This window comes from Nocardiopsis sp. YSL2, assembly GCF_030555055.1.
Lineage (GTDB): Bacteria > Actinomycetota > Actinomycetes > Streptosporangiales > Streptosporangiaceae > Nocardiopsis.
In genome coordinates this window covers 4,169,904-4,182,596 of the sequence record NZ_JAMOAO010000001.1, presented here as the reverse complement: position 1 = coordinate 4,182,596, position 12,693 = coordinate 4,169,904, and the positions used below count along the sequence as shown (strand labels likewise).

Sequence of the window (12,693 nt, the reverse complement as noted above, 5' to 3'; positions counted from 1 at the left end):
ATGCGACTGCTGTCATGACCCACGATCCCCACCTTCCCACCGGCATCACCCTTCGATGGAAAGCCCGACGGCTTCTCCCACACCGCTCGTCGCCGCCCTCGAACCGCGCACCCCGCGGCACAGCAAAGCATCCCTCCCTGCCCCAGGGGGCTCCGACCTGTGTGTCCAGTCAGCGCCGTGACCCGCACCGTGCGGGCATGGACGCCGCGAGGGCCAGGCGTTCACATGCCATGCCCTACGCGAACACACGTCACCGGGGAGTACACCCACATGTGTGAGACCGCACGACCGCGCAGCACCGTCGTCACCTGCCACGCTCACGACCCGACCTCGCGGGTCGATCCCTCCTGGCCGGACCCCGGCACGTCCGCCCGCCCCTTACAACGTCCGGCGAATTCCATGGAAGAGCGCACCCCGCACAGCACCGAGACCGTCCCCCGGACCCTGAGACGACGGTTTCCCGGGCTGCCCAGCCAGATCGCCTACGCCCGCAGGTTCGTGGCCCGGCAGCTGGCGGACTCACCGGAACTCACCACCGCGACCCTTCTGACCAGTGAGCTCGCCACGAACGCGATCACGCACAGCGCGTCGGGGATGGCCACCGGCAAGTTCGAGGTGTGCGTACATCTGTCGTCGGGATGGGCGCGGGTGGAGGTTCGGGACCTGGGCAACGTGATGGAAGCACCCCAGCCCCAGCACCGGGACCCCTATGACACCGATGAACACGGTCGGGGCCTGGATCTGGTCGAGGCGCTGGCCAGCACATGGGGATCCGAGCCCCGCGTGGACGGCATGGGCCGGATGGTCTGGTTCGAGTTGACGTGGGACGAGGACTGACGGGCCTCGCGACCCCTACTCTTCGGGCTCCTCGTCGTCACCGCCCTCGGTCGGCGTCAGCCGGAAGCGCTCGTACAGCTCGCGTGCGTAGTCCTTCGCCGCCTGCGAGGGCTCCTCACCCAGCTCGGCGCGGACAAGGTCGTCAAGGCTCTTGTTCGTGTCATCCATGAGACGCAGCCTGCCTGTAGTGCGCGGATAGCACAAATCGACGCCCCGTTGAATGTCCTCTTGCTGAACGGCCCGCCTCCACACCCCGCGCGCCGCGCGGGCGGAACGGCCCCGTGCGCAGGGATTGCGAGGGGCACACGGGGTTGTGCGGGACGAGACGGGCCTCAGGGGAAGGCGGAGCCGCAGGCGCCCGTCGGGGGCGTCGGGCGGCGGGCGGGCCCGCGCGGAGGCCGCAGGACGCACCAGGGCGCCCCGTGCTCGGCACGGGGCGCCCCACGGTGAACGGTCAGCGACCCACCGGCTCCTCGGCGCGCTCGGACGCACCGCCTCCGCCACCGGACCTCCCGGCCTCGGCGTCGGTCGCGACCGACCGCGTCCGGCCCCGGCGGGCGGCGCGGCGCTTCTCCCGCTTGGCCGCCCGGCGCTCCTTGCCCCACTCCACCAGCTGGTAGAGGACCGGGACGAGGATCAGCGTCAGCAGCGTGGAGGAGACCAGCCCGCCGATCACCACGATCGCGACCGGCGCCGAGACGAACGCACCGCCGCCGGCCAGGCCGGTGGCCATGGGCAGCAGGGCCGCGATGGTCCCCGCCGCCGTCATCAGGATCGGCCGCAGACGGTGCCTGGCACCCTCCACGATCGCCTCGCCCAGTTCCATGCCCTTGTTGCGGTTCTGGTTGATCAGATCCATCAGGACGATGGCGTTGGTGATGACGATGCCGATGAGCATCACCATGCCGATCAGTGCCGCGGCGCCGACCGGAGTGTCGGTCAGCAGCAGCAGGCCGAGCGAGCCGGTGGCCGCGAAGGGCACCGAGATCAGCAGCAGCAGCGGCTGGATCAGGCTCTTGAACGTCGCCACCATGATCAGGTAGCAGATGACGATCGCGGCGAGCAGCGCCAGTCCGAGCTGCACGAAGCCCTCGGTCTGCTCCTCGCTGACACCGCCGATGGTGGCGGAGGCGCCCGAGGGCAGGTCCAGATCGTCGACGGCCTGCGCGACCTCCGTGCTCACCGCGCCCAGGTCGGAACCGGTGACGGTGGCCGACACGCTCGCGCTGGTGACCCCGTCCACCCGGGTCAGCTCGGGTGCCTGGAGCACCTCTTCGACCTCGGCGACCTCGGACAGCTCGATCTCCTCGCCCGTCGGCGTGACGAGCGGCAGCTCCTCCAGCTCGTTCACGGTCTCCGGCGCCTCCTGGACGCGGACCACCACGTCGTGGCGGGCGTCGTCGAGCGTGGCGGTGCCCACGCGCCGGCCCTGGAAGGCGGCGGTGACCGCCTGCCCGACCATCGCCTCGGACATGCCCAGGTCGGCCGCCTCCTCGGCGTCGACGTGCACCTCCAGGGCGGCCTGGGACGCGGCGACGCCGTTGACGATGTCGGCGAGGCCGTCGATACCGTCCAGCTCCCGAGCGACCTGGTCCGTGGCGTCGGCCAGGGTGTCCTGGTCGTCGGCGGTGACCTGGACGACGATGTCGGACGCGGCGCCCATACCGCCGGACGAGTCCAGTCGCGGCTCGTGCTCGGTGTCGATCTCGGCGAACGCGTCGCGCAGCACGTCGCGGTTGCGCAGCTGGTCGGTGTCGGGGTCGGCGGTGATGGTGTAGGAGATCTCGTCGGAGCCGCCGCCCATCATGGGGTCGTTGCCGCCGACACTGACCTGGTAGGAGTCGATCCAGGCCATCCCGGCCAGGACGTCCTCGACCTTGGCGGCCTCCTCGTCCGCGGCGTCCAGGGACGTACCGGGCTCCAGCTCCTGAACCACCATGTAGGTGTTCTCCTCGGCCTGGCCGAGCCAGTCCGTCTCCGCGGTGGTGGCCATGGCGACCGTTCCACCGACGATGACGACCGCGGCGGCCAGCGTGACCGCCGTGGCGGTCCTGCGCTTGGTGGTGATCCACCGGATGACCGGGAGGTACGCGCGCTGGAGCGGGCGGCGCTTCTCGCGCTCGCTCTCCTGGTGCTCGAGCTCCTCCTGGGAGACGTCGCCGACCTCACGAGGACGCAGGAACCAGTAGCAGAGCACCGGCGTGATGGTGAGGGCCACGAGCAGCGAGGCGGCCAGCGCCAGGCTGCTGGTCACGGCGAAGGGCGTGAAGAGCTCGCCGACCATGCCGCCGACGAAGGCCAGCGGCAGGAAGACGGCGATGGTGGCGAAGGAGGACGAGGCCACGGCGGTGGCGACCTCGCGCACACCGTCCTTGACCGCGGTCATGCGCTCCTTGCCGTAGTCCATGTGGCGGCGGATGTTCTCCAGCACCACGATGGAGTCGTCCACCACGCGGCCGATGGCGATCGTGATCGCCGCCATGGTCAACATGTTGAGGGTGAACCCGAACGCCTGCATGCCCAGGAAGGACACCAGGAGCGAGGCCGGGATCGAGACCGCGATGACCAGGGTGGAGCGGATGGACAGCAGGAACACCAGGATGACGATGATCGAGGCGACCAGGCCGTAGCCGCCGGCCTCGAACATGTCGGTGATGGAGTCGTTGATGAACGGCGCCTGGTCGAAGACGACGGAGACGTTGATGTCGTCGCCGAGCACATCGGCCTGTTCGTCCAGGACGTTCTGGATGCCCTCGGAGATCTCGACGGTGTTGCCGTCGGGCATGGCCATGATCATCAGCGCGATGCTGGGGTCGCCGTCGAGGCGGGCGATGCTGCCGGAGTCCTGGGAGACGAGCTCGACCTCGGCGACGTCACCGATCTGGACGGGCTCGGGCGCCGCGGCCGGGGGTGCCCCGGGGACCGCCGCCGACTGGTCGACGCCCTGCTGGGGCTGCAGCCACACGTCCTCGACCGCTTCGAGGGAGGTGAGCTGCTCGCCCGTGGTGACGCTCAGGGAGCGGCCGTCCTCGTCGATGGAGCCGCCGGCCATGAGCAGGCCGCTGGACTCCAGGGCCTGGCTGACGTCGTTCGAGGTGACGCCGGCGTCCTCCATCTCGTCCTCGTCCAGGACGATCTCCACGTCCTCGCCGGGCACGCCGGTGAGGTTGGCGGCGCGCACGCCCTGCACGGACTCCAGCTCGGGCAGGAGCACGTTCTCGATGGTGGCGGCCATCGCCTGCTCGTCGCCGCTCTCGGTGCTAGCGGCGAGCATGACCACGGGGAACATGTCCGTGCTCATGGACATGACGTTGGTGTCGACCTCGTCGGGCAGGAACCCGGCGGCCTGGTCGACCGCGACCTGGGTCTCGCGCACGAGCGCGTCCTGGTCCTGGCCGTAGTCGAACTCCGCCATGATCTGGGCGGAGCCCGTGCTGCTGGTGGAGTTGACCGAGGTGACGCCCTCGACACCCTGGACGGCCTGCTCCAGCGGTTCGGTGACCTGGCCCTCGATGACCGTGGGGGTGGCGCCCTGGTAGGTCGCCGAGACCATGACCATGGGCAGCGAGAACTCCGGGAAGAGCTCGCGTTTGGCCGACGTGGCCGCGAGGACCCCGAAGAAGAGGATGGCCAGAGTGATGAGGAGGACCAACGCCCGGTTGCCGAGCGATACGACCGAGAGTCGGTTCATGCGGTCGCTCCCTTCGTGGTGTGGCGAGTCGTCACCGCGGGGGGACGACTCGTGCCACGGACCCTGATGGCCGATCTGGACATGAGAGTTTCTCGCTCCTAGTTCGCTGCCGTACGGACCGCTGGACCGGGCCGTGCCGTGGGTATGGTCGCCCGCGCACGCCGGTGTTCCGATCGCGTGACCGGTCCTCGAAAGTTGTGTGGGAGATGCTGGCTCCGAGCCCAGGTGCCAGGCCCGCGGTCGCGGGCGGCGCATTCGCCGGGCGCGCTTCTCACCATACTTCGCGACATATCGGAAGTTGAGCCAGCCGGGCGTGGTTCAGGGAACTCTCAGGGTCGCGTCAGCCTTCTGTCAGGGTCCACCCCGACCAAAGTCGGAGAAGCCCTCCGAAACCCCCGGATTCCCCTGCGTGACGTGGCGCTTCACCGACATCCGGCAGCGCGTCATCGTCGTGCGCGTCACAGGTGTTCTCCACCCTGGAACGCACACTCCCCGTCGCTTCGCAAACCCGAATGACACGGGTCGGAACTCTCTGTCAAAACGCCCCGAGATCGACGTGCGGAGCGAATCGCGCCCTTGGGCCGTTCGCCCGGACCGGGTGGACCGACGGCCGTCAGACCGTCTGCGCCCGCTCCTCGACCGGCGCGTGCGGCTGCGCGGTGCCCCACACCACGCGCAGCAGGTCGTCGAGCGCGTGCGCGAGGGAGTCGTCGACCAGTTCGTAGCTGACCTGGCGCCCCCTGGCGTGGGTGCGCACCAGGCCGCAGTCCCGTAGGCAGGCTAGGTGATTGGAGACGTTCTGGCGCGTCAGTCCGAGCTGGTCGGCCAGCCCGGCCGGATAGTTGGGGCCGTCGAGGAGGGCGAGGAGGAGGCGGCTGCGCGTGGGGTCCGACAGCGCGCGGCCGAGGCGGTGGATGGCGGAGAGGCGCTGCTCGGCGGTCAACATGAAAATCATTGTACATAACTTGCTGTATAGACAGCAGAGGCTGTATAAACAGCCATGACTGAACTGTCCGGGCCAACGGCACGGACACCGACACGGGCATGAGTACGGGAACACGCCCTCAGGACCGAGGCGACGGGGGAACCGATGGGTGCGGGACACGGACACGGCCACGGCATGGCGACGGCGGGGGCGGCCAACCGCTCGCGGCTGGCGATCGTCCTGGGCCTCATGCTCGCCGTCGCCGTCGCCCAGGTCCTGGGCGCCGCGTTCAGCGGCAGCCTCGCGCTGCTCGCCGACGCCGGCCACACCGTGACCGACTCCCTGGGCGTCGCGCTCGCCCTGGTGGCCGTGTGGATCGCGAGCCGCCCGGCCACCACCCAGCGCACGTTCGGCTTCCAGCGCGCGGAGATCCTCGCCGCGGCCGTCAACGCGCTGGTCCTGTTCGTCCTGTGCGGGTTCATCGTGGTGGAGGCGGTCGAACGGCTCCAGTCGCCCGCCCAGGTGTCCGGACTCGGCATGGTGGCCGTGGCCGCGCTCGGCCTGGTCGTCAACGTCATCGGGCTGTTCGTGCTGCGCGGCGGCGCCAAGGAGAGCCTCAACGTCAAGAGCGCCTACGTCGAGGTGCTGGGTGACGCGTTGGCCTCCGTCGGCGTCATCGTCGGCGGCCTGGTCGTCTGGATCACCGGCTGGGCGCAGGCCGACACCCTGGTCTCGCTGGTCATCGCCGCCATCATCGTCCCCCGCGCCTGGTCGCTCCTGCGCGAGGCCGTGCACATCCTGTTGGAGGCGGCGCCCAAGGGCATGGACCTGGACGAGGTCCGGGGCCACCTCCTCGACCACCCCGCGGTCATCGACGTCCACGACCTGCACGCCTGGACCATCACCTCCGGACTCCCGGTCATGTCGGCGCACGTGGTGGTCGCCGAGACCGACCTCAAGGACTCCGGACGGATGCTGGACGAGCTGCACGAGTGCCTGGCCGGGCACTTCGACGTCGAGCACTCCACACTCCAGTTGGAGCCGCCGGGCCACGCCGAGCACGAGGGCGCGAGCCACGCCTGATCCCTCCCGTTCCCGCCCGCGGACTCCGGACTGCCTGGTCGTGGCGTCGCGCCCCGCCCACCCGCCCGCCCGTCCGGCGGGCCCCGTGCCGTTCACCCTCCTCCAACTGGCAGAATCGATCCGGCCGGGAGTGATGACGTGGAGGTTCGGGTGGATACGGGACGATGAGGTGGGTGTCCGAAGCGACGCGCGAGCGCGCCGCACTGTGGACGGCTGTGCTCCGCCGCCGTCTGTCCGAACTACGCTCCGCGCTCCGCCTGCGCAAGCGACGGCGCCACCAGGAGGCGATGGTCCGGCCCCGGTCCGCGTGGGACAAGCCCGCGCGTGCCTTCCTCGTCATGTTCGTCGCCGTCGACGCGCTGGGCACGCTCCTGCTCATGACCCCGGCCGCGTCCACCGGCGAGGGACGGCTGACCTTCGTCGAGGCCTTCTTCACCGCGACCACCTCGCTGGCCGTGTGCGGGCTGTCGGTCATCTCCATCGGCGGCGACCTGACGACCTTCGGACACATCGTCGTCATGGCCCTCATCCAGGCCGGCGGGCTCGGCATCATGACCCTGGCCTCGCTGCTGGGCGTCGCCGTCGTGCAGCGGTTCAGCCTGCGCATGACACTGAACGTGCAGGCGGAGAACCGCGCGCTCGCGGTGGGCGACGTCGGCGGGATCGTGACCCGCGTCGTCAAGGTGTGCCTGGTGCTGGAGTCGCTGGTGTTCGTGATCATCACACCGCGCATGTGGCTGGGTCACGGCATTCCGCTCGGGGAGGCGGCCTACTCCGGCCTGTTCCACTCCATCTCCGCGTTCAACAACGCCGGACTGTCGCTCTACGACGACAGCATGACCCGCTTCTCCGGCGACGGGATCATCCTGTTCACCGTGGCCATGGCCGTCATCCTGGGCGGCATCGGGTTCCCCGTGCTCATCGAGTTGCGCCACCACTGGCGCCTGCCCGAGCACTGGAGCCTGCACACCAAGCTCACGCTCATCACCAGTGGGCTCCTCTTCGCCGTCTCGGCGGTCCTGATCATCCTCATGGAGTGGAACAACCCGGACACGCTCGGCGGGCTGCACTGGTGGGCGCGGATCACCGACGGGGTCTTCCACGGCGTCATGCCGCGCAGCGGCGGCTTCAACGCCACCGACACCGGGGAGATGAACGACTCCACCCTGCTGCTCACGATCATGATGATGTTCGTCGGCAACGGCAGCGCCGGGACCGCGGGGGGCATCAAGGTCGCCACCCTCGCCGTGCTGTTCCTGGTGGTGTGGTCCGAGGTGCGGGCGCACGCCCGGGTGCACGTGTTCTCCCGCAGGCTGGCGCCCGACGTGATCCGGCAGTCGCTGAGCCTGACCTTCCTGTCGATGACCGTGGTCGCCGTCACGACCGTGTTCTTCCTGCAGGCCACACCGTTCGGATTCATGGAGACCCTCTTCGAGGTCGTCTCAGCGGTGGGTGTGGTCGGACTGTCCACGGGCATCACCCCCGAGCTGGCCCCCTGGGCACAGGCCCTGATCGCGGTCCTGATGATGGCCGGCCGGATGGGCCCCATCACGTTCGTGACGGCACTGGCGTTCAGGGAGCGCAAGCGCCGCTACGATTTCGCCGAAGCGCGGCCGATGATCGGCTGAGAGTACGAGGAGAGGCCACGTGCCGCACAGCAAGAAGGTGTCCGACAAGCGCATCCTGGTGATCGGGCTGGGCCGGTTCGGCAGCTCCATGTCCCTGGAACTGGTCAACCACGGCTGGGAGGTCCTGGGCATGGACTCCAGCCCCCGGCTGGTCCAGATGTTCTCCGACGCCCTGACCCACACGGTCATCGCCGACGCCACCGACGACGAGGCGCTCCGCCAGATCGGCGCGGCGCAGTTCAGCCACGCCGTGGTCGCGATCGGCACGCACCTGGAGGAGAGCATCCTGGCGACCTCGCAACTGGTCGACCTGGGCGTGCCCGACATCTGGGCCAAGGCCGTCAGCCGCCGCCACGGCCGGATCCTGGAACAGGTCGGCGCCCACCACGTGGTCCTGCCCGAGCACGACATGGGTGAGCGCGTGGCCCACCTGGTGTCGGGGCGGATGTTGGACTACGTGGAGCTGGAGGAGGGGTTCTCCCTGGGCAAGACCAAGGCGCCCCGGGAACTGCTCGGCAAGTCCCTGCGCGAGACCCGGGTCCGGCACAAGTACGGCATCACGGTGGTGTCGGTCAAGCGGTTGAACGAGCAGTTCACCTACGCGACCGAGGAGACCGTGCTGCACAAGGGCGACCTGATCGTGGTCGCGGGCCGCACCGAGGACGTGGAGCGCTTCGCCGAGTCCAACTGAAGGCCGCCGGTCCGTGCCGACGCGGAGCCGACGGGAGCCGCGCGAATGCGGACAAATTGACAACCATTTTCATTTTCCCGATGATGGACCCATGCGAACTGGGACAACCTTGCGTGCGGCCGCCATCGGCGCCGCCATGATGACACTGGCGGCGTGCGCCGGCGGCGGGCAGGAGTCGTCCGGCGCCGAACCCGCCGACGCCGCCCTGACCGTGGTGACGGGCGTCTACCCCCTGGAGTGGTTGGCCACGGAGGTCGGCGGAGACCGCGCCGCCGTCGTCCAGCTCACCGAACCGGGCGTCGAACCCCACGAACTGGAGCTCACCGGCCGCCAGGTCGGCCAGGTGAGCGAGGCCGACATCGCCCTCTCCGTCTCCGGCCTCCAGCCCGCGGTGGACGAGGCCGTGGAGCAGGAGGCCGCCGACGCCTCCCTCGACGTCGCCGACATCGTCGAACTGCGCCCCGCGAACCCCGAGGAGGAGGCGCACGAGGACGAGGAGGACCACGGCCACGAGGACGAGGCCCACCACGAGGAGGAGGACCACGGCCACGAGGAGGAGGACCACCACGAGGAGGACTCCCACGGGGACGAGGCCGCACACGGAGAGGAGGGCGACGGGCACGACCACGGCGAGTTCGACCCCCACTTCTGGCTCGACGTCGACCTGATGTCCCAGACCGCCACCGCGCTCGCCGAGCGCATGGCCGAGGTCGATCCCGACGGTGCCGCCACCTACGAGGAGAACGCCGAGGCCGTGACCGCCGAACTGGCGGCGATCGGCCAGGAGTACGACGACGGCCTGGCCTCCTGCGCCCACGACGAGGTGGTCGTCGGGCACACCGCGTTCTCGTACCTGACCGACGCCTACGGGCTGGAGCAGATCGGGGTCAGCGGGGTCGACCCCGACAGCGAGCCCTCGCCCTCGCAGATCGCGGCGATCTCCGACACCGTCGAGGAGCGCGGCATCACCACGGTCTTCACCGAACCCCTGATGCCGGACGCGACCGCCGACACCATCGCCGCCGAGTCCGGCGCCGAGGTCGCGGTGCTCGACCCCCTGGAGGGAGTCACCGAGGATTCTCCCGGCGACGACTACCCCTCGATCATGCGCGGCAACCTGGCGGCTCTGACCACCGCCCTGGAGTGCTCCTGACCCATGCCGGGCGGGTCCCACCCGCCCCACGGCACCACTGGTTCCACACCTTGCACGCCCCACCGATCCGTTCGGATCGGTGGGGCTTCGTGTGTGTACGGGCCCGTGCGCTGGGCCCGGCAAGGCGGACGTTCGCGACGCGACGCCCACAGAAGCAGTGTCACCGCCAGACGCCCATCGGGTTACACCGTGCTTACATCAACCCAAAGTCAAGGACAGGTGGTGTTGGTCACGCTAAGCTTGTGAACGTGCCGGTGCTTATGCACGTGCATTTGGCAGTGCATCGGCACGCACGTTCCCCACGCATGCGAAGGAGCAGGACCATGACCGCACACAACGGCATCAGCGCCACCGAGCTCACCGGCGCTGCCTGGCAGAAGGCCAAGCGCAGCAACTCCCAGGGCGCCTGCGTCGAGATGGCCCGTCTGGCCGACGGTTCCATCGCGGTACGGAACTCCCGTTTCCCCTCGGGTCCCGCGCTCGTCTACACGCAGGAAGAGATCGACTGCCTGATCCACGGTGCGAAGGACGGCGACTTCGACAACCTGATCAGCTGAGCCGTGTCCGTTGCGTCGCCCCGCCCACCCGTCGCCCACCATCGCCCACGGGGGCGCTGAGCGCAGCGGGTGGGCTACCACCCTCAACCGACACCTACGGCGCGACCCCGCCCGACCGTCGCCCACCATCGCCCACGGGGGCGCTGAGCGCAGCGGGTGGGCTACCACCCTCGGGCACGGCCGCACCCGACCGGTACCGGGCCGGGAGCGCAGCAGGAACGACGGGCCCTCCGGCGACCCCGGCGCCGCACGCCGCGTCGTATCGGCGACCGCGCCCACGGCGACCGATCCGGAGCACACGGCGGGGGCGTGCTCCGTGCCGGCTCCCGGGAGGCCCCCACGGGCGCTGGGACAGGCACGAGCCCGGCTCGCCGGACGGTTCGGACACGGCGACGGAGGGCTCCGCCCCGAACGGGGAGCCCTCCGCCACGGCCCGAGGAACACGAAGGGCCCGCCATGGCGAGCCCGTACCCTGTGTCACATCCGTCTCCGCCCTCCCAGGGCGACGGATGTCAGTCCTTCTCCAGGTCCTCCAGCATGTCCTCGAGCATCTCCAGCGTCTCGTCCGGTGTGGCCGCGGCGACGCTCAGCCTGGTCATCGCCTTGGTGTAGGCCTCCACCACACTGCGCCGGTCCACGATCTCGCCGTCGGTGAGCTGTTCCAGGTAGAGCAGGTCAGCCAGCTCGAACTCCGAGTAGCGCAGCAGGGTGAAGGAACCCGCCTCCGCCGCGTGCGCGCCCACCTCGAAGGGGATGATCTGGAGCGTGATGTTGTCGTAGTCGCGGCAGAACTCGATGAGCCGCCGGATCTGGCCGCGCATGATCTCCCGGCCGCGGGCCTTGCCACCGATGGGGCGGCGCACGGCCGCCTCGTCGAGGATCACCCACATGCGCATCTCGTGGTCGCGGTCCAGACGTTTCTGTCTCTGCAGTCTGGCGTCGATCCGCTGCTCGGTGACCAGGTCCGTCTCGACACCGCCGGAGATGATCTCCCGCGCGTACTCCTCGGTCTGGAGCAGGCCCGGAACGAACTGCGACTCGTAGATGCGGATGTGGTCGGCGGCCTCCTCGAAGCCCACGTACCGCACGAGCCACTTGTGGAGGGAGTCCCCGTACTCCTTCCACCACCCGGGCTTGTTGGATTCGCGGGCCACTTCCAGGAATTGCTTGATCACCGCGCGGTCGGTGACCCCGTACATCTTGAGGAGGTCCTCGATATCGCGCAGCTTGAATCCGACCCGGCCCAGTTCCATCCGGCTGATCTTCGACGCCGACGCCCGAATCCGGTTCCCCGCGTCCTCGCGTGTGATGCCGCGCTGTTCGCGGTACTTCCGTAGCTCGTGCCCAAGCAGCATGCGACGCACGGTGGGGCCACTCCCCTTGCGCAATCGAGCGATATCCACGTTCGCCGCCTCTCTGTCATTGCCCACAAGAGTATCCGGAACCGCCGGATCCCCCTGCCGTGCGGTCACGACACTACATGTACTCGTTGGACGCATTGTCCCCTCCCGCCACCGCTCCGGAGGTGCGATGCGGCAAGCCGGACGACCGACCTCGGACCCCTCCATCGGTCATCGGTACGCGGCTCCGGGACGACGCCGGCGGCGACGGACCCGGATCACACGAATTGCGCCCAAACGAACTTTCCGCCCGGCGGTGTGGGAATCACACCCCACTCTCGCGCGAAAGCGCTCACCAGGGCAAGTCCCCGTCCCCCCTCGACCGCCGGATCCGGCTCCCTTCTGCTCGGCAGGCGATCTCCACCGTCACGGACGGCACAGATGAATTCGCGCCCGCTGCGCATCAGGGACAGCTGAATACCCTCGGCCCTACGCCTGGTCAAGGCCAGTGGGCCGCCGTGGCGTACGGCATTGGTGACCAATTCGGAAACGACCAGCGCGACATCCCCGGCCAAGTACTCCATGTCCCATTCACGGAGAAGGGCCTCCGAAATCTCGCGTGCGGCCCCCACTGCGTGGGCCTGGGCCTCCAGCCCCCACGTCACCGCGTCATGGCGGTCGCCGCAGACCGGTGTGTTCCAGCGGCGGGAACCGTGCGTCAGGACCTTGAGCCACCATCCCCCGGTCGGCTCCGCCACCGCCTCCGCACACTCCATGCCATCCACTCC

At 69.4% G+C, this 12,693-nt stretch carries 11 protein-coding genes; 6 read left to right on the top strand and 5 right to left on the bottom strand.

Features of this window, described 5'->3' with window-relative positions:
* The first annotated feature begins 399 nt into the window (after positions 1-399).
* Entirely contained in the window at positions 400-837 is a 438-nt protein-coding gene (locus M1P99_RS18530; RefSeq protein ID WP_304453857.1) for an ATP-binding protein, read from the top strand.
* Positions 838-852: 15 nt separating this feature from the next.
* Here the strand turns inward: M1P99_RS18530 and M1P99_RS18525 are convergent, their stop codons facing one another.
* The 3 genes from M1P99_RS18525 to M1P99_RS18515 all read right to left on the bottom strand — a co-directional run bounded on the left by M1P99_RS18525 (position 853) and on the right by M1P99_RS18515 (position 5,474).
* Positions 853-1,005 carry a hypothetical protein gene (locus M1P99_RS18525; protein WP_304453856.1) on the bottom strand — a complete coding sequence of 51 codons (153 nt, stop codon included), beginning with the start codon at positions 1,003-1,005 and terminating at the stop codon, positions 853-855.
* A gap of 286 nt (positions 1,006-1,291) precedes the next feature.
* Positions 1,292-4,528 (bottom strand): efflux RND transporter permease subunit, encoded by a 3,237-nt coding sequence (locus M1P99_RS18520; protein ID WP_304453855.1) that lies wholly within the window; start codon positions 4,526-4,528, stop codon positions 1,292-1,294.
* Positions 4,529-5,141: 613 nt separating this feature from the next.
* Entirely contained in the window at positions 5,142-5,474 is a 333-nt protein-coding gene (locus tag M1P99_RS18515; RefSeq protein WP_304453854.1) for a helix-turn-helix transcriptional regulator, read from the bottom strand.
* A 144-nt stretch (positions 5,475-5,618) separates the two neighbouring features.
* Between M1P99_RS18515 and M1P99_RS18510 the strand changes: the two genes are divergently transcribed.
* From M1P99_RS18510 to M1P99_RS18490, 5 genes are all read left to right on the top strand, one after another.
* Complete coding sequence (locus M1P99_RS18510; RefSeq protein ID WP_304453853.1) at positions 5,619-6,536, top strand: cation diffusion facilitator family transporter; 918 nt, start codon at positions 5,619-5,621, stop codon at positions 6,534-6,536.
* A gap of 287 nt (positions 6,537-6,823) precedes the next feature.
* Entirely contained in the window at positions 6,824-8,164 is a 1,341-nt protein-coding gene (locus M1P99_RS18505) for a TrkH family potassium uptake protein (RefSeq protein WP_304455747.1), read from the top strand.
* Between the two features lie 19 nt (positions 8,165-8,183).
* A complete protein-coding gene (locus M1P99_RS18500; protein WP_053614947.1) occupies positions 8,184-8,855 on the top strand; it encodes a TrkA family potassium uptake protein in 672 nt (223 codons plus the stop codon).
* Between the two features lie 91 nt (positions 8,856-8,946).
* The gene (locus M1P99_RS18495; RefSeq protein ID WP_304453852.1) at positions 8,947-10,008 is read left to right on the top strand and encodes a metal ABC transporter solute-binding protein, Zn/Mn family; all 1,062 of its coding nucleotides are present in this window, start codon (positions 8,947-8,949) and stop codon (positions 10,006-10,008) included.
* Between the two features lie 323 nt (positions 10,009-10,331).
* Entirely contained in the window at positions 10,332-10,565 is a 234-nt protein-coding gene (locus M1P99_RS18490; RefSeq protein ID WP_304453851.1) for a DUF397 domain-containing protein, read from the top strand.
* A 512-nt stretch (positions 10,566-11,077) separates the two neighbouring features.
* On the opposite strand, the gene M1P99_RS18485 is transcribed toward M1P99_RS18490, so the two are convergent.
* Positions 11,078-11,920 carry a helix-turn-helix transcriptional regulator gene (locus tag M1P99_RS18485; RefSeq protein ID WP_304453850.1) on the bottom strand — a complete coding sequence of 281 codons (843 nt, stop codon included), beginning with the start codon at positions 11,918-11,920 and terminating at the stop codon, positions 11,078-11,080.
* A 263-nt stretch (positions 11,921-12,183) separates the two neighbouring features.
* Entirely contained in the window at positions 12,184-12,681 is a 498-nt protein-coding gene (locus M1P99_RS18480) for an ATP-binding protein (protein ID WP_304453849.1), read from the bottom strand.
* Positions 12,682-12,693 lie beyond the last annotated feature (12 nt).